This window comes from Neisseria sp. HMSC078C12, assembly GCF_001838065.1.
Taxonomy (GTDB): Bacteria; Pseudomonadota; Gammaproteobacteria; order Burkholderiales; family Neisseriaceae; genus Neisseria.
Genome location: NZ_KV835611.1, coordinates 157,464 through 178,407, shown reverse-complemented (window position 1 = coordinate 178,407; position 20,944 = coordinate 157,464). Strand labels below are relative to the sequence as shown.

The 20,944-nt window shown below is 50.2% G+C and carries 23 protein-coding genes; 9 read left to right on the top strand and 14 right to left on the bottom strand.

Annotated elements, in window-relative coordinates; genetic code table 11:
• The 5 genes from HMPREF2596_RS11070 to HMPREF2596_RS07540 all read left to right on the top strand — a co-directional run.
• A partial coding sequence (locus tag HMPREF2596_RS11070; RefSeq protein ID WP_083325007.1) for a heavy-metal-associated domain-containing protein occupies positions 1–177 on the top strand: 177 nt, incomplete at its 5' end.
• A gap of 99 nt (positions 178–276) precedes the next feature.
• A complete protein-coding gene (locus HMPREF2596_RS07555; protein WP_070850596.1) occupies positions 277–2,439 on the top strand; it encodes a heavy metal translocating P-type ATPase in 2,163 nt (720 codons plus the stop codon).
• Between the two features lie 90 nt (positions 2,440–2,529).
• Positions 2,530–2,787, top strand: a complete 258-nt coding sequence (locus HMPREF2596_RS07550; protein WP_049329664.1) for a hypothetical protein — start codon at positions 2,530–2,532, stop codon at positions 2,785–2,787.
• A gap of 122 nt (positions 2,788–2,909) precedes the next feature.
• On the top strand, positions 2,910–3,476 hold the full coding sequence (locus HMPREF2596_RS07545; protein WP_070813944.1) for an SGNH/GDSL hydrolase family protein: 567 nt from the start codon (positions 2,910–2,912) through the stop codon (positions 3,474–3,476).
• A gap of 119 nt (positions 3,477–3,595) precedes the next feature.
• Positions 3,596–3,943 (top strand): CsbD family protein, encoded by a 348-nt coding sequence (locus HMPREF2596_RS07540; protein ID WP_070850595.1) that lies wholly within the window; start codon positions 3,596–3,598, stop codon positions 3,941–3,943.
• 63 nt (positions 3,944–4,006) lie between these two features.
• On the opposite strand, the gene trpD is transcribed toward HMPREF2596_RS07540, so the two are convergent.
• A complete protein-coding gene (gene trpD, locus HMPREF2596_RS07535) occupies positions 4,007–5,035 on the bottom strand; it encodes an anthranilate phosphoribosyltransferase (RefSeq protein WP_070850594.1) in 1,029 nt (342 codons plus the stop codon).
• 88 nt (positions 5,036–5,123) lie between these two features.
• Positions 5,124–5,714, bottom strand: a complete 591-nt coding sequence (locus tag HMPREF2596_RS07530) for an aminodeoxychorismate/anthranilate synthase component II (protein ID WP_070850593.1) — start codon at positions 5,712–5,714, stop codon at positions 5,124–5,126.
• A 175-nt stretch (positions 5,715–5,889) separates the two neighbouring features.
• Between HMPREF2596_RS07530 and HMPREF2596_RS07525 the strand changes: the two genes are divergently transcribed.
• From HMPREF2596_RS07525 to kdsA, 3 genes are all read left to right on the top strand, one after another.
• Complete coding sequence (locus tag HMPREF2596_RS07525) at positions 5,890–7,431, top strand: YdgA family protein (protein ID WP_070850592.1); 1,542 nt, start codon at positions 5,890–5,892, stop codon at positions 7,429–7,431.
• Positions 7,432–7,509: 78 nt separating this feature from the next.
• Complete coding sequence (gene panD / locus HMPREF2596_RS07520; RefSeq protein WP_003678944.1) at positions 7,510–7,893, top strand: aspartate 1-decarboxylase; 384 nt, start codon at positions 7,510–7,512, stop codon at positions 7,891–7,893.
• Positions 7,894–7,967: 74 nt separating this feature from the next.
• Positions 7,968–8,810 carry a 3-deoxy-8-phosphooctulonate synthase gene (gene kdsA / locus HMPREF2596_RS07515; RefSeq protein ID WP_003747068.1) on the top strand — a complete coding sequence of 281 codons (843 nt, stop codon included), beginning with the start codon at positions 7,968–7,970 and terminating at the stop codon, positions 8,808–8,810.
• Positions 8,811–8,867: 57 nt separating this feature from the next.
• On the opposite strand, the gene mutL is transcribed toward kdsA, so the two are convergent.
• The 6 genes from mutL to HMPREF2596_RS07485 all read right to left on the bottom strand — a co-directional run bounded on the left by mutL (position 8,868) and on the right by HMPREF2596_RS07485 (position 15,255).
• Positions 8,868–10,844: a DNA mismatch repair endonuclease MutL gene (mutL, locus tag HMPREF2596_RS07510; RefSeq protein WP_070850591.1), complete on the bottom strand. Its 1,977-nt coding sequence runs from the start codon at positions 10,842–10,844 to the stop codon at positions 8,868–8,870.
• A 36-nt stretch (positions 10,845–10,880) separates the two neighbouring features.
• Complete coding sequence (locus tag HMPREF2596_RS07505; protein WP_003747064.1) at positions 10,881–11,363, bottom strand: GNAT family N-acetyltransferase; 483 nt, start codon at positions 11,361–11,363, stop codon at positions 10,881–10,883.
• A gap of 72 nt (positions 11,364–11,435) precedes the next feature.
• The gene (locus HMPREF2596_RS07500; protein WP_070850590.1) at positions 11,436–12,572 is read right to left on the bottom strand and encodes a 5-(carboxyamino)imidazole ribonucleotide synthase; all 1,137 of its coding nucleotides are present in this window, start codon (positions 12,570–12,572) and stop codon (positions 11,436–11,438) included.
• An 82-nt stretch (positions 12,573–12,654) separates the two neighbouring features.
• Positions 12,655–13,224 carry an RNA 2'-phosphotransferase gene (locus HMPREF2596_RS07495; protein ID WP_070850589.1) on the bottom strand — a complete coding sequence of 190 codons (570 nt, stop codon included), beginning with the start codon at positions 13,222–13,224 and terminating at the stop codon, positions 12,655–12,657.
• A 43-nt stretch (positions 13,225–13,267) separates the two neighbouring features.
• Positions 13,268–14,743, bottom strand: coding sequence for an anthranilate synthase component I (gene trpE / locus HMPREF2596_RS07490; protein ID WP_070850588.1), 1,476 nt, complete (start codon positions 14,741–14,743; stop codon positions 13,268–13,270).
• A gap of 134 nt (positions 14,744–14,877) precedes the next feature.
• Positions 14,878–15,255, bottom strand: coding sequence for a hypothetical protein (locus tag HMPREF2596_RS07485; RefSeq protein WP_070850587.1), 378 nt, complete (start codon positions 15,253–15,255; stop codon positions 14,878–14,880).
• Positions 15,256–15,390: 135 nt separating this feature from the next.
• On the opposite strand from HMPREF2596_RS07485, the gene HMPREF2596_RS07480 reads away from it, so the two are divergent.
• The gene (locus tag HMPREF2596_RS07480; RefSeq protein ID WP_036490614.1) at positions 15,391–16,011 is read left to right on the top strand and encodes a Smr/MutS family protein; all 621 of its coding nucleotides are present in this window, start codon (positions 15,391–15,393) and stop codon (positions 16,009–16,011) included.
• A 51-nt stretch (positions 16,012–16,062) separates the two neighbouring features.
• Here the strand turns inward: HMPREF2596_RS07480 and HMPREF2596_RS07475 are convergent, their stop codons facing one another.
• The 6 genes from HMPREF2596_RS07475 to dnaB all read right to left on the bottom strand — a co-directional run bounded on the left by HMPREF2596_RS07475 (position 16,063) and on the right by dnaB (position 20,933).
• A complete protein-coding gene (locus HMPREF2596_RS07475) occupies positions 16,063–16,551 on the bottom strand; it encodes a PilX family type IV pilin (RefSeq protein ID WP_070850586.1) in 489 nt (162 codons plus the stop codon).
• A 4-nt stretch (positions 16,552–16,555) separates the two neighbouring features.
• Positions 16,556–17,104 (bottom strand): pilus assembly PilX family protein, encoded by a 549-nt coding sequence (locus HMPREF2596_RS07470; protein ID WP_070850585.1) that lies wholly within the window; start codon positions 17,102–17,104, stop codon positions 16,556–16,558.
• Positions 17,083–18,018, bottom strand: a complete 936-nt coding sequence (locus HMPREF2596_RS07465) for a PilW family protein (protein WP_070850584.1) — start codon at positions 18,016–18,018, stop codon at positions 17,083–17,085. The genes HMPREF2596_RS07470 and HMPREF2596_RS07465 overlap by 22 nt, the downstream gene beginning before the upstream one ends.
• Before the next feature lie 2 nt (positions 18,019–18,020).
• Positions 18,021–18,686, bottom strand: a complete 666-nt coding sequence (pilV, locus tag HMPREF2596_RS07460; RefSeq protein ID WP_210401071.1) for a type IV pilus modification protein PilV — start codon at positions 18,684–18,686, stop codon at positions 18,021–18,023.
• A gap of 15 nt (positions 18,687–18,701) precedes the next feature.
• Positions 18,702–19,367 carry a GspH/FimT family pseudopilin gene (locus HMPREF2596_RS07455; RefSeq protein WP_070850582.1) on the bottom strand — a complete coding sequence of 222 codons (666 nt, stop codon included), beginning with the start codon at positions 19,365–19,367 and terminating at the stop codon, positions 18,702–18,704.
• 159 nt (positions 19,368–19,526) lie between these two features.
• Positions 19,527–20,933: a replicative DNA helicase gene (gene dnaB, locus HMPREF2596_RS07450; RefSeq protein ID WP_070850581.1), complete on the bottom strand. Its 1,407-nt coding sequence runs from the start codon at positions 20,931–20,933 to the stop codon at positions 19,527–19,529.
• Between the last annotated feature and the right edge of the window lie 11 nt (positions 20,934–20,944).

Below are 20,944 nucleotides of genomic sequence, written 5' to 3'. Positions count from 1 at the left end.
ACCTGCGGCGGCTGCGTGAAAAGCGTAACCAGCATCCTCGAAGGCGTAAACGGCGTGGACAAGGCCGAAGTGAGCCTGGAAAACAAGAATGCCGTCGTGGAATTCGACCCCGCCCAAACCAACCCCGCCGCGCTGATAGAAGCGGTGGAAGACGGCGGCTTTGATGCGGCTTTGTAAATCGAATCGCAACAAATCGACTGCAACACCCCAAAGGCTACCTGAAAACCCTGCTCCGCTTTTTTCAGGTAGCCCAACCACATTCAGAAGGAAGAAACCATGCAACAAAAAGTCCGTTTTCAAATCGAAGGCATGACCTGTCAGGCCTGCGCTTCGCGTATTGAAAAAGTGTTGAACAAAAAAGATTTTGTCGAATCGGCAGGGGTGAACTTTGCCAGCGAGGAAGCGCAGGTTACGTTTGACGACAGCAAAACCTCCGCAGCCGACATCGCCAAAATTATCGAGAAAACCGGCTACGGCGCGAAGGAAAAAACGGAAGACGCGCTGCCGCAGCCCGAAGAAGCAGCGCATGTAAGCTGGAGGCTGTGGCTTTTGTTGGCCATCAATATTCCGTTCCTTATCGGCATGGCAGGGATGATGATCGGGCGGCACGATTGGATGATTCCGCCTGTATGGCAGTTTGTGCTGGCAAGCGTGGTGCAGCTTTGGCTGGCCATCCCGTTTTACAAAAGCGCGTGGGCAAGCATTAAGGGCGGGTTGGCGAACATGGACGTGCTGGTTACCATCGGCACGGTATCGATTTACCTGTATTCCGTTTATATGCTGTTTTTCAGCCCGCACGCGGCGCACGGCATGGCACACGTGTATTTTGAAGTAGGCGTGATGGTGATCGGTTTTGTGTCGCTGGGCAAATTTTTGGAACACCGCACCAAAAAATCCAGCCTGAACAGCTTGGGCTTGCTGCTCAAGCTCACGCCGACCCAAGTCAACGTGCAACGCAATGGCGAATGGAAACAGCTTCCCATCGACCAAGTACAAATCGGCGACCTTATCCGCGCTAACCACGGCGAACGCATTGCCGCCGACGGCATTATTGAAAGCGGCAGCGGTTGGGCGGATGAGAGTCATCTTACCGGCGAATCCAACCCCGAAGAGAAAAAGGCAGGCGGCAAAGTGTTGGCGGGTGCGTTGATGACCGAAGGCAGCGTGGTTTACCGCGCCACACAGCTCGGCAGCCAAACATTGCTCGGCGACATGATGAACGCGCTCTCTGAAGCACAAGGCAGTAAAGCACCGATTGCGCGTGTGGCAGACAAGGCAGCGGCGGTGTTCGTGCCAACTGTCGTGGGCATCGCGCTTTTGACTTTTATAGCCACTTGGCTGGTGAAAGGCGATTGGACTGTTGCGTTGATGCACGCCGTTGCTGTTTTGGTAATTGCTTGTCCGTGCGCGCTCGGTCTGGCGACCCCCGCCGCGATTATGGTTGGCATGGGCAAAGCAGTGAAACACGGTATTTGGTTTAAAGACGCAGCGGCAATGGAGGAAGCCGCCCACGTCGATGCCGTCGTGTTGGATAAAACCGGCACGCTGACCGAAGGCAGGCCGCAGGTTGCCGCCGTTTATTGTGTTCCCGACAGCGACTTTGACGAAGACGCTTTGTACCGCATCGCCGCCGCCGTCGAACAAAACGCCGCTCATCCGCTCGCCCGAGCCATCGTTTCCGCCGCCCAAGCGCGCGGTTTGGAGATTCCCGCCGCACAAAACGCGCAAACCGTTGTCGGTGCAGGCATTACCGCCGAAGTCGAAGGAGTGGGTTTGGTGAAAGCGGGCAAAGCCGAATTTGCCGAATTGACCTTGCCGAAGTTTTCAGACGGCGTTTGGGACATTGCAAGCATTGTTGCAGTCTCAGTCGATAACAAACCTATCGGCGCATTCGCACTTGCCGACGCGTTGAAAGCTGATACCGCCGAAGCCATAGGCCGTCTGAAAAAACACGGCATCGACGTTTACATCATGAGCGGCGACAACCAAGGAACGGTTGAATATGTCGCCAAACAACTGGGTATCGCACACGCCTTCGGTAATATGAGTCCGCGCGATAAAGCTGCCGAAGTGCAGAAACTCAAAGCTGCCGGCAAAACTGTAGCTATGGTCGGCGACGGCATCAACGACGCGCCCGCACTCGCTGCTGCCAACGTCAGCTTCGCCATGAAAGGTGGTGCGGACGTTGCCGAACACACCGCCTCCGCCACGCTGATGCAGCATTCGGTCAACCAACTCGCCGATGCCCTGCTGGTGTCGCAGGCAACTTTGAAAAACATCAAGCAAAACCTGTTTTTCGCCTTCTTCTACAATATTTTGGGCATTCCGCTCGCCGCACTCGGCTTTTTAAATCCGGTCATCGCAGGCGCGGCAATGGCGGCAAGCTCGGTTTCCGTGTTGAGCAATGCCTTGCGCCTGAAACGGGTGAACATTGAGTGATAATATAAAGGCCGTCTGAAGATTGTTTTTTTTTCAGACGGCCTTTAATCCATATTTTCTGATTTTGAGATCCAAGCGGGAGTATGTCGTATGGACATGATGTTGTTTACCAATATTGTATTGATTGTTTTATGTATTTTTACCATGTTGCTGGTGTGGTCGCGCAACTGGAAACGCAAGCAGGCGTATTTTGAGAAAATCAAAAGCAATCCGGAAAACCTCAAATGGGTTGGGCAAAATCTGACCGGTCAGGAATGGAAGGATTTGAAAGTCGTAAGCGACCGTTTTGGTCTGCCCATGTTGCAGGCCAAGCAATTAATTGATTTTTATAAAAACAGTCAGCTCTAATTGATGATTTAACGATAGAACTTGACTGAAGTTAAGGCCGTCTGAAATAGCACTCTTATAATAATATAAGTGATATTTCAGACGGCCTTGCTGTTGATTCAAATAAAGGGAGGAGAACAAAAATGACCGTTTACTTAATCGGCGACTCCGTTCGGCTTGCTTCGGAGCCTTACACGCGCGCCGCTTTGCCTGAGGTGGATATTGTTTCTCCATCGGAAAACTGCCGTTCGTCGCATGATGTGTTAGAGCATATCAGGCAATGGACAGAGGGCGCGACTGTGGGAGACATTATCCACATCAATTGCGGTTTGCACGACATCCGCCATAATCAAGGCTGTAATGAGCCGGTGGCCGATATAAAAACCTATCGCAGCAACCTGATTCAAATTTTTGATTATTTGAAACAGACAGGTGCAAAAATTATTTGGGCGTGCAGTACGCCGTTTTTGGAAAGCGTACACAATATCGTCAAACCCTCGCGCCGCTATCTGGCTGATTTGAAGGCCTATAACCGTGTGGCGGAGGATTTGGCAAGGCAATATGGCTTTGCCATCAATGATTTATACAGCCTGATGTTTGAGCAGGATTTGACTGATGTGATGCTGTGCGACGGGCTTCATTTCAATGAGTTTGGCAGTAAGATGATAGGCAAGGCAGTAGCCGAAGCGATATTGAAACAGTTGTGCTAACTTGACGTAATCCATTTTTATTATGTTTTTAATATTGAGACAGACTTTAAGTTGCAACCCAATATCTTTTGGGATATAGTGATTACTCTTATCAACATGAAACTAAGAAGGAATAAATGATGACTGGCAAATTAGATCAAATCAGCGGTGAAGTAAAAGAGAAAGCCGGCGAAGTTCTTGACGATTCCAAACTCAAAGCTGAAGGTGTAGTTCAACAAGGCGTCGGTAAGACAAAAGAAGTTGCTGCGGATGCTAAAGAAAAAGCAGAAAACTTTGCAGGTGAAGCCAAAGAAAAAGCGGCGCACTTCGCAGGCGAGGCTAAAGAAAAAGTAGAAAACTTTGCAGGTGAAGCTAAAGAAAAAGCAACTGCTTTAGCCGGTGAAGCCAAAGAGAAAGTAGCACACTTGGCTGAAGAAGCCAAAGAAAAAGCTGAAGGCTTGATTAATGATATTAAAAGCAAATTTTAATATTTAAAGAATAAAAGGCCGTCTGAAAGATTTTCAGACGGCCTTTGTTTATAGTTTTAAAGCTTAGGCAAACTGTTTGCCAAATTCGATAAACTCGTCTTTTTTGGCTTTGGCTTTGCCGGAGTCGATGGCTTCTTGAGCGGCTTTGACACCGTCTGCCAGCGAAGCGACCATGTTTCCTGCGTAGAGCGCGGCGGCGGCATTGAGGACGACGATGTCGCGTGCGGCACCGGCTTTGCCGTCCAGCACTTCGTTCATTTTTTGCAGGGATTCTTGCGCATTTTCGACTTTGATTTCGTCTAAATTGCGGCGGATTTCCATGCCAAAATCGGCTGGGCTGATGTCGTATTCGGTGATTTTGCCGTCTTTCAGTTCGGTAATGCGGGTTTTGCCGGTCAGCGTTATTTCATCCAAACCGCCTTCACCGCACACGACCAAAACATGTTTGGAACCAAGCTGTTGCAATACGCGGGAAAGAATGCCGCACAAGTCGATGTGGAACACGCCCAAGAGTTGGTTTGCCGCGCCGGCAGGATTGGTCAGCGGACCCAAAATATTGAAGATGCTGCGGAAGCCGAGCGAACGGCGGACAGGGGCAACATAGCGCATGGCGCTGTGATGGTTGGGCGCGAACATAAAGCCGATGCCGGTTTGCTGAATGCTTTGGGCAACCTGTTCGGGGTTGAGGTTGAGGTTGGCGCCCATTTGTTCCATGACATCGGCGGCGCCGCTGGATGAAGAAACGGAGCGGCCGCCGTGTTTGGCGACTTTCGCGCCTGCCGCAGCTGCGACAAACATAGAAGTCGTGGAAATATTGAAGGTTTTGGCACCATCGCCGCCTGTGCCGACAATATCGACCAAGTCATCGGCGTTTTCCAGCGGCACTTTAGTGGCAAATTCACGCATCACGCTGGCTGCGGCGGTAATCTCGGAAACGGTTTCAACTTTAATCCGCAGGCCGGTCAGGATGGCGGCGATTTGCTCGGGCGGAACTTGGCCGCTCATGATTTGGCGCATGAGGTCGGTCATTTCATCGTAGAAAAGTTCGTTGTTGCTGATGAGGCGTTCAATCGCTTGTTGAGGGGTAATCATGATTGTTCCTTTGTTCGTGTCCGATGTGATTCAGGCCGTCTGAAAATGCGGTTTGAACACTGTCAAACCCATTTCAGACGGCCTTTCATTAAGATTTTTGCGGGCGGTAGTCTTTGAATTCTTCCAGGAAGTTTTTCAGCATGTCGTGGCCGTGTTCGGTCAGCAGGGCTTCGGGGTGGAACTGTACGCCTTCGACGGCATATTCTTTGTGGCGTACGCCCATGATTTCGCCGTCTTCCGTCCATGCGGTAATTTCGAGGCAGTCGGGCAGGGTGGTGCGGTCGATGGCGAGGCTGTGGTAGCGCGTGCAGTTGACCGGATTGGGCAGGTCTTTAAACATGCCTGTGCCGTGATGGAAAACGGGGGAGACTTTGCCGTGCATCATTGTTTGCGCGCGCACGACATTGCCGCCGAACGCTTCGCCCATGGTTTGATGGCCGAGGCACACGCCCATGACGGGCAGCCTGCCGGCAAAGTGCTGCATGGCCGCAACAGAAATGCCCGCTTCTTTCGGTGAGCAAGGGCCCGGGCCGATGACCAGATATTGCGGTTTCAGGGCTTCGATTTCTTCGAGGGTGATTTCATCGTTGCAGCGTACCAAAACTTCCTGCCCCAATTCGGCAAAGTATTGGACGATGTTGTAGGTGAAGCTGTCGTAATTGTCGATAAATAAAAGCATTTGCAAACCTTTAATGACATTTCGGCAGACAGGGTAAGGCCTGCCAAAAGTGTAAAAACCGTTTATATTTGCATAATATCACAATCTTCCCCTAAAGGCCGTCTGAAACGGCGGATAAGACAAAACAGCTAAAAAATGCTATGCTTTACGCTTTGAACCTAATCTGTTTGAAGTGATGAAAAAGTATCTTATCCCGACTGCCGCCGTCGTTATCGCCGCTGCGCTCGGCACGCCTTACTATCTCGGTGTCAAAGCGGAAGAAAGCCTGACCGAGCAACAAAAGCTGTTGCAGGAGTCCGGTTTCCTGACCGTTGAATCCCACCAATACGATCGCGGCTGGTTCAGTTCAACCGAGACGACCGTCATCCGCCTCAAGCCGACTCTGCTTCAAAATACGCAAAAATACCTGCCGGACAATTTGAAAACCGTCCTGCAAGAGCCGATTACGGTCATCAACCACGTAACACACGGCCCGTTTGCCGGCGGCTTCGGTACGCGCGCCCACGTGGAAACCGAGTTCCAATACCATCCGGAAACCAAAAAGGTTTTGGACCGCTTCTTCGGCCAACAAACGCCGTTGACCATGACCAATACGGTTTACCTTTCCGGCGACGGCAAACTCAGCCTCAATATTCCTGCCTTCGATTATGAAGAGCTTTCCGGTATCAAGCTCAACTGGAAAGGCTTTAGCGGCAATACCGATTACAGCCAAGGCTTTAAAAGCTATCGCCACGATTACCTTGCGCCGTCTTTGCAAGTCAAATTGGCCGACAAAGGCGATGTGTCTTTGGAAAACCTGCGCTTCCAATCCGAAACGGAAGACGGCCTGACCAAACTTTCTTTGGGCAAGAGCAGCATTACGCTGGATAAATTCTTGCTGCAATGGAAAGAAAACATCGATTACAACGTTAAGTTGAACGAGTTGGTCAACCTTGTGACCAACCTGCAAATCGGTGCATTCATCAATCCGACCGGCACGATTGCTCCGTCTAAAATCGAAGTCAACAAACTGCGTTTCGATACCCAGACCGGCGAAGTCGATAAATTCATCAACAGCGAAGGTCGCTTCCAATTTGAAAGCCTGACCTATGGCGAAGACAAATACGGCCCTCTGGACATCAATGTCGCTGCCGAGCATTTGGATGCCGCATCGCTTTTGGCGTTGAAAAACAAAATTGCCGAAGTGTCCGTGAAGAAAATGAGCGAAGAAGAAATTCAGGCTTCCTTGATTCAGACGGCCAAAAACGAGGCTTCGGGCCTGTTTACCAACAATCCGGTTTTAAACGTCAAAACCTTCAAATTCACCATGCCTCATGGCGATGTCGATGTCAGCGGCAAGCTTGCGTTTAAAGGTTTGGCAGCCAAAGACCTCAATAACTTGGGCGATATGCTGAAGAAAACCGAAGCCGACTTCAATATGAGCGTACCGCAAAAATTGTTGGAGCAGCTCGCCGTCAACCAAGCAAGCAGCCTGTTTAGCGTCAATGCCGAAGATGAAGCCGCAGGCCGCGCCAGCATCGACGATATCAACGAAACCTTGCGCCTGATGGTGGACAGTACCATCAAAAGCATGGCAAGAGAAAAATATCTGACCTTGGAAGACGATAATGTCAAAACCCATCTGACTCTGCAAAACAGCGAGTTGAAATTAAACGGAAAAGTCCTTCAAAGCGACCCGGAACCCGAGTTCGACGAATCAGACTTTCCCAATAACTAATCCTCAATCACACAAACAGCGGTTTTAACTTCCCGGAAGTTAAAACCGCAAATCAACCCACAATCAAAAAGGAAACCCATGTTCCGTACCATGCTCGGCGGCAAAATCCACCGTGCCACCGTTACCGAAGCCGACCTCAACTACGTCGGCAGCATTACCGTTGACCAAGACCTGCTGGATGCGGCAGGTATTTGCGTGAACGAAAAAGTCGCCATCGTCAACAATAACAACGGCGAACGTCTTGAAACCTACACCATTCCCGGCGAACGCGGCAGCGGCGTCGTTTGCCTCAATGGCGCGGCCGCGCGTTTGGTTCAAAAAGGCGACATCGTGATCATCATGTCTTACGTCATGTTGTCCGAACCCGAAATTGCAGCGCATGAGCCGAAAGTCGTCCTCGTCGATGAGAACAACAAAATCCGCGACGTGATTTCTTATGAGCCGCCGCACACCGTGTTGTAATATTCAAACTAAGGCCGTCTGAAACGTTTCAGACGGCCTGTTTCCCAAATTTAACTTATCTGAAAGGCTTTGCCGTGAATATCCAAATCAACAACATCACCGTCAGCAACGATGCGCCCTTTACCCTTTTCGGCGGCATCAATGTCCTTGAAGACCTCGACTCTACGCTGAAAGCCTGTGAGCAATACGTTAAAGTAACCGATAAACTCGGCATCCCTTACGTGTTCAAAGCCTCTTTCGACAAGGCAAACCGCTCTTCCATCCACTCTTTCCGCGGTGTGGGTTTGGATGAAGGCATGAAGATTTTTCAAGCGGTGAAACGCGAGTTTAACGTTCCCGTGATTACCGACGTTCACGAGCCTTACCAATGCCAGCCGGTTGCCGAAGTCTGCGATGTCATCCAGCTGCCAGCATTCTTGGCACGCCAAACCGATTTGGTGGTGGCAATGGCGAAAACCGGCAATGTCATCAACATCAAAAAGCCGCAATTCCTCAGCCCGTCTCAAATGAAAAACATCGTCGAGAAATTCCAAGAAGCAGGCAACGAGCAAATCATTTTGTGCGAACGCGGCGCGAACTTCGGCTACGACAACTTGGTGGTCGATATGCTCGGCTTTGGTGTGATGAAAAAAACGTGTCACAACCTGCCCGTTATTTTTGACGTAACCCATTCCCTGCAAACGCGCGAATCCGGTGCCGCGGCATCAGGCGGTCGTCGCGCCCAAGTATTGGACTTGGCGCTTGCCGGCATGGCAACCCGATTGGCCGGTTTGTTCCTTGAATCCCATGCCAATCCCGACCAAGCCAAATGCGATGGCCCAAGTGCATTGCCGCTTGCCCAATTGGAAGACTTCCTGACCCGTGTTAAAGCAATCGATGAAACCGTGAAATCGTTTGCGCCTATGGATATTCGTTAAAGGCAAATAATTTAAAAGGCCGTCTGAAAATAGTTTCAGACGGCCTTTTTATCGGCGTTACTGTCCACGTAAAAACAACGCATCCAATTCTTTTAAAGTCAGTTTGACCCAAGTCGGACGGCCGTGGTTGCACTGGTTGCTGCGTGGCGTATTTTCCATGTCGCGCAGGAGAGCGTTCATTTCCGGCAGGGTAAGTTGGCGGCCGGCGCGGACGGAGCCGTGGCAGGACATGGTGGCGAGGATGTGGTTTTCGTGTTCTTCGATGGTTTGGCTGCTGCCGACTTGGGCGAGTTCGCCCAATACATCTTTGGCGAGCGAAACGACGTCGGCTTTGCCGAGCATGGCGGGAACTGCGCGGACGGCAAGGGTATTGCCGCCCATGTCGGACAGTTCCAGCCCGAAGCCTGCCAGCGTTTCGGCATGATCGGCGAGGGCGGCGCATTCTTCGTGGGATGCGGCAAAGGTTACGGGAATAAGCAGGCGTTGGCTTTGCAGGCTGCCGTTTTCCTGACGTTGGCGTTTCATTTTTTCGTAGTTGACGCGTTCGGCGGCAGCGTGCATATCGATGAGCAACAGGCTGTCTTCGGCTTGGGCAAGGATGTAGATGCCTAATAATTGGGCAATGGCAAAGCCGAGCGGCGGCAGTTCGGATTGTGATGGAAGGCCGTCTGAAAGCAGCGTATCTGTTTTGGGAGTAGGCATTTCAGACGGCATATTGCCGAAACGTGCCTGCTCGAATTGGCTCAACTCTAGGTCGATGTCGTCGGTTTTTTTGTAGAGCTCGGCGTAAGTATTCATTGCCGCGCGACTTTCGCGCAGGGACAGGCTGCGTTGTTGCGGCGCGCGCGCGGCTTGGTAAGGCATGGGCGCGGTTTTGCCTGATGAACCAAAGGCATTGCGTGTGTCGGATTTGTTGCCTGTCGGGTAGTTGGATGCGCCATCAAACAGATTTTCGTTGTTGTTTTCAGACGGCATTGATGCAGGCGTAACGCCGGTAATGTCATGCAACACTTCGCCTGCATTGCTGACGCTTTCGGTCAAGTCGGCACGCGTGTCGGCAAGGGCTTTGTTGAGCGTGTGGAACACGAGTTGGTGCACCTGCTGGCTGTCGCGGAAGCGGATTTCGGTTTTGGTTGGGTGGACGTTGACATCCACGGCTTCGGGCGGCAGGTCGAGAAAGAGGACGAAAGCAGGCGTCAGCGCGTTGTGCAAAACGTCGCGGTATGCCTGCTTGACGGCATGGAGCATAACTTTGTCGCGGACAAAACGATGATTGACGAAGCAGTATTGTTTGTCGGTTTTGCCTTTGGCGAAAGTCGGCTTGGCAATCGCGCCATAGAGCCTTAGCGCACCATTACTGCTGTCAATTTCCAACGAGGCCGTCTGAAAATCATCGCCGACAATGGCGGCAATACGTTCGTGCAGGCTTTGTGCAGGCAGTTTGAATACTGGTTTGCCGTCGCGTTTGAGTGAGAAGGCAATGTGCGGATGCGCCAGCGCGAGGCGTTCGAGCATGGTGGCGCAATGGGCGTATTCGGTGTTTTCGGATTTGAGAAACTTGCGTCTTGCCGGTGTGTTGAAGAAGAGTTCGGCGGCTTCGATGGTGGTGCCGACGGGGTGGGCGGCGGCGGTGGGGCTGCTGAGTTTGCCGTCTTCGGCTTTAACTTGGGTCGCGTGCGCGCTGCTGTCTTGACGGCTGGTCAGGGTCAGGCGGCTGACGGAGGCGATACTGGCCAAGCCTTCGCCGCGAAAGCCCATGCTGGCAACGTGTTCCAAATCGTTTAAGGTTTTGATTTTGCTGGTGGCGTGGCGGTGGAGCGCAAGCTTGATGTCGTCCGGATGGATACCGCTGCCGTTGTCGCTGACGCGGATCAGGCGGATGCCGCCGCCTGCCAGCTCGACATCAATCGCCGTCGCGCCTGCATCGATACTGTTTTCAACAATTTCTTTCAAGGCGTTGGCAGGGCGTTCGACCACTTCGCCGGCGGCGATTTGGTTGACGAGATGGTCGGGCAGGGCGGCAATTCGGGACATCGGTTTCTTTCAAAAAAGCAACGGCGGAAGGGGAAATTACAGGTATTTGCGCATCAATTCGCATTCGACGCGGACGGTTTTGTTCAGTTGCAACACGGCAGTACCGAGCGATTCATAACGGTTGAGCCGATAGAAAGGCACGGAATTGAGCGAGGCATACAGTTTGAGAAAGCTGAGGCCTGCATTTCGGGCCATTTCTTCGGCGCGGCTGAGCAGGGCCGTACCCAAGCCGAGATTGTGGAAGAGCGGATGGACGTATAAGGCGTCCAGTTGCGCTTCTTTAAAATCGACTTGGAAGAAGCCTTGAATCAGCCCCTTGTATTCGACCACCCACAAGGCTTTGTTTTTATCGGAGATGGTTTCCAAATAGCTGTTGATGTCGAGCAGACTTTCCCATGCGTGCATAATGGTTTCGTCGTAACTGCGGATGCAGGCGTATTGAACGGCATGCAGATGGGCGTTGTGTATGGCTTGGCAGTCTTTTTCGGTTGCCGGACGGAGGATGGTCAGAAGGCTCATGGCAGATGGTCGGAAAAATTAATTTCAGACGGCCTTTGGCAATCAAAGGCCGTCTGAAAAAAGTGGGTAAGGTTACAGGCTTTGATGCAAGGTTTGTGCGGTTTGGAACGCGTTGTCCGCATCGTTGGCCAAAACGGTGAAGTGGCCCATTTTTCGGCCTTTGCGCGCGGCTTTTTTACCGTAAAGATGCAGATGTGCGTTCAGGTTGCTTTGCAGCGGCAGCCATTCGGGTTCGCCGCCGTCTTCCTTCCAAACGTCGCCCAAAATATTCGCCATACAGCAAGAACTCAGCAATTTAGTGTCAGCCGGAGGCAGGTTGCACATCAGGCGGACCTGTTGCTGAAATTGGTCTGCCGCGCAGGCGTCGATGGTATGGTGGCCGGAGTTGTGCGGACGCGGCGCGATTTCGTTGACGACCAATTCATGTGTATCGCCGACAACAAACATTTCTACCGCCAATACGCCGACGTAGTTCAATTCATCGGCCAAACGCTGCGCCATTTGCCGCGCCTGTTGCTGAATGTCGGCACTCAGTCGGGCAGGGACGATGGAGTAGGCGAGGATGCCGTTTTCGTGAATGTTTTCGGCAGGGTCGAAGGTTTGCACGTTATCATTGTTCAGACGGCATACGATAACGGAAATTTCGCCGCGCAAATCCACCATTTTTTCCAAAACGCAATCCACGCCGCCGTGTTCGGCAAATGCGGCTTTGAGTTCGTCCACCGTTTTGACACGGATTTGGCCTTTGCCGTCATAGCCCAAAGTAGCCGTTTTCAGGATGCCGGGCAGAAATTGTACGCTTTCTTCAGTGATGTCTTCGGCTTTGCAAACTGCTTGATACGGCGCGGTTTGCAGGCCTGCTTTGCGTATCCATGCCTTTTCCTGAATGCGGTTTTGCGCGATGGCAACGCAGTCGCCGCTGGGGGAAACATTGGTGTGTTTGGCGAGAAAACGCATCGCGTCAGCATTGACGTTTTCAAACTCGGTCGTAACTGCCGCGCATTTTGTCAATTCTTCCAAAGCTGCTTCATCATCAAACGGCGCGCACAAATGGCGGTCGGCAAATTCCGCTGCCGGCGCGTTCGGGTCGGGATCGAGTACGGTTACTTTGTAGCCCATGGTTTTGGCAGCAACAGTAAACATTCTGCCTAATTGTCCGCCGCCGAGGATGCCGAGCATGGCAGGAGGGAGGATGGGGGATGTGTTCATGGATAATCGCTTTATGAATAAATTGGGTAGGGTGTTTGCGGGCCGTCTGAACATGGTTTATGGCTTCAGACGGCCTGATGTTTTAAAGTTTGCCGATAAATTGCGGCGGAACGTTTTCAATTAACCATACGCCGTTGTCTGCCAAATAAAATTGATGTCCTGCCGCAAGCATGGCGACAGTGTCGATGGTCAATACAACCGGCTTGCCGTGACGGGAGCCGACTTTAACGGCTGTTTCAGCATCGGCAGACAGATGAACAAAATGGCGCGAGGCAGAATGTAGGCCTTGTTCCAAAATAGACGGAACAGAGCGTTCAGCCGTACCGTGATACAAAATCTGAGGAGGCGTTGCCACTTTGTGTTCGACCTGAACTTGTGCCGTCGAATGACCTTGCGCCGCGCGGATGCGTTTGCCGTCCTCAGAAAGGGTAAACCGTTTTTTATCGTTGTTTTCGACCACTTCCAGCAATACTTCATAGGTCAGCGGATTGCCCGTAAAGCCACGTTCAGGATGGTTTACCTGCGTCAGTAGGGTATCAATATCCACCCAACCGTCTTTATCCAAAGTAATACCGATTTGCTCGGGATGATGGCGTAAGATAAAGCTGAGGAATTTGCTGATGGATTTTAGTTGTTTTTCGTTGAGTATCATAATCTTATTTTTTAGTCATTTCAGAGCGCAGGCCGTCTGAAAATTATTTATCCAATCCTTCTTGCACCATTTGCGCTGCGCGGATTACTGCCCGAGCTTTGTTTTGGGTTTCCTGCCATTCGGATGTTGGGTCGGAGTCGGCAACTACGCCTGCGCCGCTTTGGACGAAGAGAGTATTGTTTTTAATCACGGCAGTGCGGATGGCAATGGCCAAGTCCATGTCGTTGTTGAAACTCCATACGCCGACTGCGCCGCCGTAGATGCCGCGTTTGCTCGGTTCGACTTCTTCGATGATCTCCATGGCGCGGACTTTGGGGGCGCCGGAGAGTGTGCCGGCGGGGAACGTGGCGGCGAGGATGTCCATGTTGGTGATGCCCTCTTTCAGACGGCCTTCGACGTTGGAAACGATGTGCATCACATGGGAGTATTTTTCAATTACCATTTTGTCAGTGACTTTGACTTCGCCGGTTTTGCTGATGCGGCCGACGTCGTTTCGTCCTAAGTCAATCAACATGACGTGTTCGGCAATTTCTTTGGCGTCGCTCAGCAGGTCTTGTTCGTTGGCAAGGTCTTCTGCTGGTGTTTTGCCGCGCAGGCGCGTGCCGGCGATAGGGCGGACGATGACGTCGTCGCGTTCGCGGCGGACGAGGATTTCGGGCGAAGAGCCGACAATATGGAAATCGCCGAAATCGTAGTAGAACATATACGGCGATGGGTTCAGCGTACGCAGGGCGCGGTAGAGGGCAAGCGGATTGTCGGTAAATTCCATGCTCATGCGTTGGCTGGGGACAACCTGCATGCAGTCGCCTGCAAAGATGTAGTCTTTGATTTTGTTGACGCAGGCTTTGAAAGGTTCTTCGCCAAATTCGCTGACTGCTTGGGTTTGTTTGCTGCCGAGGGAAAGTGGGATGGCGCAACTTTGGCGCAACTGGGTACGGATGTCTTCAAGACGTTCGCGCGCGCGTTCGTAGCCGTCGGGCTGCGAGGGATCGGCGTAAACGATGAGGTGGATTTTGCCGCTCAAATTGTCGATAACCGCCAATTCTTGCGAGAGCATCAGGAGGATGTCGGGCGTACCGAGCGGATCGGCTTTGGCCGTATGTTTCAGGCGGTGGGAAAAATGTTCGAAATTGTAGATGGTTTCATAACCGAAATAGCCGACCAGGCCGCCGGTAAAGCGCGGCAGGCTTGGGATTTCGGGCGTTTTGAAGCGGTTGTGGAAGGCTTCGATAAAGGGTAGGGGATTGCCGTCGTGTTGTTCGACGATTTCGCCGTTTTGATATACATCGACATGTTTGCCGCTGGTTTTGAGATAGTGGCTGCAAGGCAGGCCGATGAAGGAATAGCGGCCGAAGCGTTCGCCACCGACAACGGATTCGAGCAGGTAGGTGAAAGGCTTGTTGGCTAGTTTGAGGTAGATTGAGAGCGGTGTATCCAAATCGGCAAGCAGCTCTTGAACGAGTGGAATGCGGTTGTAACCTTGTGCGGCTTGTGCTTGGTATTCTTGTTTGCTGATCATCTTGATAAGTCTTTCAGACGGCCTGTTTTAGGGTGTTAAATCGTGTGAAGAGTATAGCATTTTATTGGAATTGTTGACAGTCTGAGCGCTATGTCAGATATGGAAAACGCCGTCTGAAAAGACGGCGTAAGGTATCAGGCGAGGGTATTGGAAATTTTGTTTTTCCGGCTCCGTTTCCACTTGAAGACATAAGCGGCAATAACGGGAATCAGGGCGATAATGGATTTGAATGTCCAGCCCGAATACCATGTGCCTTCGGGAACGTCGCTTGCAAGCCAAGTGAAGTAAGGCCACCAGCAGGCAACCAGGCTGCCGAGAAACAGCGGCCAAATATGACGGCTTAAGTTGCGTTGCCACAAGAAGAAGCATGCAATTGCCCAAATAAAGGTCAATACGGTAATCAGGAGGATGGTGTAGGCATCTGAAATCAGGATGGCGGCGAAGTAGTAGCTGAGTGCGACCCATAATAGGGCAAGTACCAAAACAATAATTTCTTCCGGGCGTTTAAACATGATTTTTCTCTTTGTAAGACTGACAAGGCGACAATACTATACCCTAAACAAGGTGCGATGATAAGAGTCTTTCAGACGGCCTTGTAATCGGGTTTGCTATAATGTATGCAATCAATTTTTTGGAAAGGACAAACCATGACGGCAAACTTTCAAGAAACACTGAAGGCTTTGGGCAAACAGGCGAAAAAGGAAGCTGCGGAGCGGGAAGCGGAAGCGAAGGCTAAAAAGCAGGCGGAAGATGTGGATTTCAGTAAGGCGGTTGGTAAGGTTACGCCGTTGAAAAATGCCGGCAACTATTATGAACAGCCCCGCGATAAATCGCCTATCAAACCGCGACCTAAAGAAATGGCGACTTTAGAGCAGGAAGATTATTTTTATGTGGGCAGCGGCGGCTGGGAAGAACCGCCGGCTTCGTTCAGTAAAAATGGACAGGGTAAAAATGATTTGATGCGTTTGCGAAACGGCCATTATCCTGTGGTGGCGGATGTAGATTTGCACGGCTATACGCAGGAAGAGGCGCAGCAGGTATTGAACGAGTTTATCGAGTTTACGAAAAAACGCGGCGTTTGCGGCGAGATTGTCCACGGCAGTGGCTTGGGTTCGGCAGGCTATAAACCGGTTTTGAAAAATATGACGCGCCGCTGGTTGATGCAGCATCCTGATGTGTTGGCTTATGTCGAGCCTCGACAAGGCAATGATGGCGCAGTCAGGATTTTGTTGAAACGCCAACGCCGAGACGATGATTGGAAGCAGTAAAATAAAAAAAGCAGTGTCAGTAAGATGACACTGCTTTTTATTTTTGTCAGACTAAGAAGATTTCTTTTTAGAAACCGATTCGCAACCTTTGCCATTGGTCATTGTAGTTTTGGAATCTTTGGCAGAATCAATATCAGTACATTTGTAAGCATTGCCCAAACTATCCATCCAAACGGAAAGGGTATAGCCTGTTTTGATGGGTATGGCTTTCAAACGATAGGCTCGGCTTTTATTGGCATCAATCATTTCGGCAGAGTATTGGTATTTGTCTGCCAAATCTTTATGACCTTTATATGAGGAGATAAAGTCATCCAACTTGGTTTTAATTTCATCAGTTTTCCACTTTGGATTTTTAACCATCTGGTTTTTAAAAGCAGAATTGATGGCGACTAACTCGGCATGCGCTTGTGATTGGTAGCCGCGTTCAATGTAGCGGTTGTAAGAGGGAATGGCAATGATGCTTAGGATGGCTAAGATGGCGACGGCAATCATCATCTCAACCAGCGTAAAGCCTAGTTGTTGGGTAGAGGTGGTATTCATTATATTATTCGCTGGCAACGTAAGACTGAAGGACGACTTGGGTATTGGCATTCTTACCCCATGCTTTGGCAGTAACGCGGTAGGTAATTCGACCCTCAGTAGTTTTACCTAAATATTCGATAATGTAGCGGGGATTTTTTGCAATGCCGCTATTTTTACCTAGAGAGTATTCTTTACCGTTGGTATCGATGCAAAGATTTTGATTTTTATCACATTTTCTTTTCCAGGCATCTTCAGTAGCGGTTTCTTCGATGGCTTCGCTGTCAGATTTCACGTGAGGTGTGGCGCAAAAACCATCTTTACACTCTTTGGTAAAATTAGTCTTTTTCCCTTCAATATCAAAAATTTGATTTTCACCTTCACGCAATGCGGCTTCGGCCAAGGTGGTTGCCAGTTTGCGGTCGGCATCGTTGGTGCTGATACGCTGTTCGGTATTGTAGGACTGGGTGGCTGTAACCACGAGCAGGGCGATGACGACCATCATCATTAAAACGATAAACAAAGCATAGCCCTGCTGCCGGTCAGGTTTGATTAGAGTGATCGGTCGGCGCATACGTTTCCTCCGCGGATGGTGGCATTAATATTGTAGATATCGACTTTATTGTCTTGTTCTTTCGATGGGTCGATACTGCCGTTATTCAGTACGATTTGGATAGAAGCCGGAGACTTAGCCTCAGCTGAGCTATCCAATGCGGTTTTGTAATCAAAGGATTCTGTATTGACTCCGCTGGCAGAGGCATTTTCAGAATGAGGACATTCTGCATAGATATAGTGGATATCCATAGCAGTGATGCCTTTAATCAGCAGCTGCGGATTACCCCATGAGCCATCATTTGATAATTGGAAACGGAACAAACCGCTCTCTTCGCCAAGTTTACCGACAGCGTAGGCAATCATTTCATGTTTCATGATGGCGATACTGCCGTTTTGATCAGAGTCGGTCATTTTCAAAGCCGTTTTTGCCGCATCCAAATCTTTAATTTCTGTTTGAGGCTTCGCAATGCCTGAGCAGCTACTGACAATGGCAGTTTTCGCAGCAGGGTTTGCTTTGTCGATTCCATATTGAAACAGCAGGGCTTTGCCGGTTTGAGCAAAGCCTGCATAGCCTAATTTATTGATTTCTTTAATCGGTAACAGATTATTCACACCAGCCGTTTTCAATGTGTATTCATCTGAGCTTTTGTCTTCTGTTACTGCAGAGGCAGGAAAATTCGACATATTGAAGCAGCCGAAATTGCCTGCCATACGCGCATCGCGGACAATCATGTTGGCGGCGTTGCGCAAATCTTGTTGGATACCGATGCGGGCGTTGGCAGATTTGTTTAATCCGCGTGCAGTAAAGTAGGTGGAGCTGACCGCCATTAAGACGATCATACTGAGCAGGCTGGCAACCAGAAATTCAAGGATGCTGAAACCGCGAATGGCGGTTTTATTGGGAATATGGTTGAGTAAGCGTTTATTGTTCATTGTTAGTCTCTTACGCGTGATTGGTAGGTATAGACAACGTGATGCCCCAATGTGTTGAGATTTTTTGAAGTATTCTCTTCTTCGACATCTTGCAACCATAAAACTTTCACGATGGTTGTGTCGCCTTTGCCATCGCATTTTGCGTTAAACCCCTTTTCGTAAGTCGGCTCTACACCGGAAGAGTCTTTGCAGATGGTCGCGAAAATTTGGGCTTCGGGAAGGGCTTTGGCTAAATCGGCTTTAAACTGTGCAATTTGAGCTTGCGCAAGTTGCGCTTTTGTCATTTTGTCTTTAAATTCTGTAGTTTGCTTTGAGTCTTTCAGCTGTTCAGAGCTTGATGTGATGTAAGCATCGTAGGATTTTTTATAACGGGAGGTTTTGTCGCCTGCAGTATCGGTTTCTTCAGAGAGCGTCGGATTGATAAGCATGCCTTCGATTAGATTTTGCGTAATTTGGGCGACGGTGGTTTGATTTTCAGACTCACGCACGTTGGATACTGTACGCAATTGAACAGCCAGAAGGGCGAGCACACCGATGGCAAGGACAAACATGGCAATCAAAACTTCAATCAGGGTCATGCCTGATTGAAGTTTTGGGGTAAAGCTTGTTGAGCTCGTTTTCAGACGGCCTTTAAATGATCTGAGATGAGTAGGATTAGTAATGTTCATAAGATACCGTTGTTATTATTTGGAAGAGTATTCACATATTTTGCGCTCATCGTTTTTAGCACAGATTTCGACATGCCCATTGCCATTGATCAAAAGTACGGTAGCACGGGCTTTCTTGGTTTCAGCATCGGCGGCGGATTTATCCGTCAGGCTGATTTTGATGTGGCCGTCTGAAAATTGATAATTCTTGCCATCGGTTGAATGGCCAAATGTACCATTGGGCAGGAATCTCCACCAGACTTCTTTTGAAGCTGAGGTCGAGAGGGCGGAACGGTCATTGCCGATAGGGATATAGTTGAAGCTGTATTCCACTTTGTCGGTATCCCCATTAAGGATAATGGAGCGGACGGATAAATCGACTGTATCGTTTTTATAGTTGGAATCTCCGTTTTTATCGGCGTAGGCCAACATACCATTACCGGCATATTTGGAATCGCAACCATTATTGGGCGAGCCATCGGATTTGATTTTGACCGGGCAGATGTAAACGGGAAGATTGAGACGGACGGCCTCATTTCGCGCGAAACGCAGCAGATTGGCAATTTGCTCTGCTTGCGATGCCGCACGTCTGGAGGCAATCCATTGATTCATATTTGGGAATGCGATGACGGCCATTACTGCTGCAATAGTAATGACGATCAGCAACTCAATTAGGGTGAAGCCTTTTTGTGTCTGATACATGAGTGATTTTTGGGTAGTAATGTGTTGGGGTAACCGACGTTTTCTCTTTTTGCATTTGCTTGTGGCAATGCTTTTGCTTTTATTGGATTTATTCTAAACGATTTTGGAATGCGTGACTAATAAAATATGAAATTCGGTTAGTTTTTCAGATAACCTGTCTCAATCTTCCATCAACATGGATTCTGGAATATAGGCAGCATTATCAAATTTGGTAAATTGACCCATCCAAGTGAGGAATACTTTCCCGACGGGACCGTTACGGTGTTTGCCGATAATACATTCCGCCAAGCCTTTTGCGGGTGATTCTGAGTTGTAGTATTCATCACGATACATGAACATAATCAAGTCGGCATCTTGTTCGATTGCGCCGGATTCACGCAAATCGGACATCATCGGGCGTTTGTCGGTACGCTGTTCAACGGTACGGCTCAACTGCGACAGGGCAATGACGGGAACTTGCAATTCTTTGGCCAATGCTTTGAGGGAGCGGGAAATTTCGCCAAGCTCGGAAGCGCGGTTGTCAGAACGGCCGGAGCCTGACATCAATTGCAGGTAGTCGATGACGATCAACCCCAATTTGCCGTTGAACTGGCGCGCAAGGCGACGGGCGCGGGCGCGCAGTTCGAGCGCGGTCAAACCCGGAGTTTCATCGATATACATGGGTGCATCGGAAAGTTTAACGACCGCTTCGTTCAGACGGCCCCAGTGTTCGTCTTGCAATCTGCCGGTTTTCAAAACGCTTTGATCCAAACGTCCGACTGAACCCAGCATACGCATAACCAGCTGCGCACCGCCCATCTCCATCGAGAATACGGCGACAGGTAGCTTGCCCTCTACGGCAACGTGTTCGGCAATATTGATCGAAAAGGCGGTTTTACCCATAGACGGACGGCCTGCGACGATAATCAAATCACCCGGTTGGAGGCCTGATGTTTTTTTGTCGAGGTCGATAAAACCTGTCGATATGCCGGTTACTTCGTCAGGATTGTCGCGCGAATAAAGCATATCGATGCGCTCGACCACTTCTTTCAAAAGATCGGGCATCTCAAGGAAGCCTTGTTTGGATTTGGCGGTACTTTCGGCAATTTGGAATACTTTGTTTTCTGCCTCGTCCAAAAGCTGTCCTGCATCGCGCCCTTGCGGATTGTAGGCGCTGCGTGCAATTTCCGTGCCGACTTCGGCAAGCTGGCGCATGATGGAACGTTCGCGCACGATTTCGGCGTAGCGGCGGATATTGGCAGCGGATGGCGTGTTTTGCGCCAGCGTAATCAGATAGTTGAATCCGCCTGCCGCTTCCAATTCTTCATTGCGTTCCAAACTTTCTTGAACGGTAATGACGTCGGCAGGGCGGCTTTCGTTAATCAGGTTGGCAATGGCACGAAAAATCAGGCGGTGTTCGTGGCGGTAGAAATCTTCACCGGAAACGACATCGGCAATACGGTCCCAAGCCGAATTTTCCAGCATCAGGCCGCCCAAAACGGATTGCTCCGCTTCTGTGGAATGCGGCGGCAAGGATAATGCGCTGATTTCACGGTCTTCAGACGGTATGTCGGAATAATTGCTCATGACGGGCATCT

What these genes read in the sequence shown, in the direction of transcription:
- HMPREF2596_RS07470 (WP_070850585.1), bottom strand. Translation starts at nt 17,104, where the DNA reads ATGCGCCGACCGATCACTCTAATCAAACCTGACCGGCAGCAGGGCTAT.
- HMPREF2596_RS07540 (WP_070850595.1), top strand. Translation starts at nt 3,596, where the DNA reads ATGACTGGCAAATTAGATCAAATCAGCGGTGAAGTAAAAGAGAAAGCC.
- HMPREF2596_RS07495 (WP_070850589.1), bottom strand. Translation starts at nt 13,224, where the DNA reads ATGATACTCAACGAAAAACAACTAAAATCCATCAGCAAATTCCTCAGC.
- HMPREF2596_RS07550 (WP_049329664.1), top strand. Translation starts at nt 2,530, where the DNA reads ATGGACATGATGTTGTTTACCAATATTGTATTGATTGTTTTATGTATT.
- HMPREF2596_RS07555 (WP_070850596.1), top strand. Translation starts at nt 277, where the DNA reads ATGCAACAAAAAGTCCGTTTTCAAATCGAAGGCATGACCTGTCAGGCC.
- HMPREF2596_RS07465 (WP_070850584.1), bottom strand. Translation starts at nt 18,018, where the DNA reads ATGAACAATAAACGCTTACTCAACCATATTCCCAATAAAACCGCCATT.
- trpE (WP_070850588.1), bottom strand. Translation starts at nt 14,743, where the DNA reads ATGATCAGCAAACAAGAATACCAAGCACAAGCCGCACAAGGTTACAAC.
- HMPREF2596_RS07480 (WP_036490614.1), top strand. Translation starts at nt 15,391, where the DNA reads ATGACGGCAAACTTTCAAGAAACACTGAAGGCTTTGGGCAAACAGGCG.
- trpD (WP_070850594.1), bottom strand. Translation starts at nt 5,035, where the DNA reads ATGATTACCCCTCAACAAGCGATTGAACGCCTCATCAGCAACAACGAA.
- HMPREF2596_RS07475 (WP_070850586.1), bottom strand. Translation starts at nt 16,551, where the DNA reads ATGAATACCACCTCTACCCAACAACTAGGCTTTACGCTGGTTGAGATG.
- HMPREF2596_RS07485 (WP_070850587.1), bottom strand. Translation starts at nt 15,255, where the DNA reads ATGTTTAAACGCCCGGAAGAAATTATTGTTTTGGTACTTGCCCTATTA.
- panD (WP_003678944.1), top strand. Translation starts at nt 7,510, where the DNA reads ATGTTCCGTACCATGCTCGGCGGCAAAATCCACCGTGCCACCGTTACC.
- HMPREF2596_RS07545 (WP_070813944.1), top strand. Translation starts at nt 2,910, where the DNA reads ATGACCGTTTACTTAATCGGCGACTCCGTTCGGCTTGCTTCGGAGCCT.
- pilV (WP_210401071.1), bottom strand. Translation starts at nt 18,686, where the DNA reads ATGAACATTACTAATCCTACTCATCTCAGATCATTTAAAGGCCGTCTG.
- mutL (WP_070850591.1), bottom strand. Translation starts at nt 10,844, where the DNA reads ATGTCCCGAATTGCCGCCCTGCCCGACCATCTCGTCAACCAAATCGCC.
- HMPREF2596_RS07500 (WP_070850590.1), bottom strand. Translation starts at nt 12,572, where the DNA reads ATGAACACATCCCCCATCCTCCCTCCTGCCATGCTCGGCATCCTCGGC.
- HMPREF2596_RS07505 (WP_003747064.1), bottom strand. Translation starts at nt 11,363, where the DNA reads ATGAGCCTTCTGACCATCCTCCGTCCGGCAACCGAAAAAGACTGCCAA.
- HMPREF2596_RS07455 (WP_070850582.1), bottom strand. Translation starts at nt 19,367, where the DNA reads ATGTATCAGACACAAAAAGGCTTCACCCTAATTGAGTTGCTGATCGTC.
- HMPREF2596_RS07525 (WP_070850592.1), top strand. Translation starts at nt 5,890, where the DNA reads ATGAAAAAGTATCTTATCCCGACTGCCGCCGTCGTTATCGCCGCTGCG.
- dnaB (WP_070850581.1), bottom strand. Translation starts at nt 20,933, where the DNA reads ATGAGCAATTATTCCGACATACCGTCTGAAGACCGTGAAATCAGCGCA.
- HMPREF2596_RS07530 (WP_070850593.1), bottom strand. Translation starts at nt 5,714, where the DNA reads ATGCTTTTATTTATCGACAATTACGACAGCTTCACCTACAACATCGTC.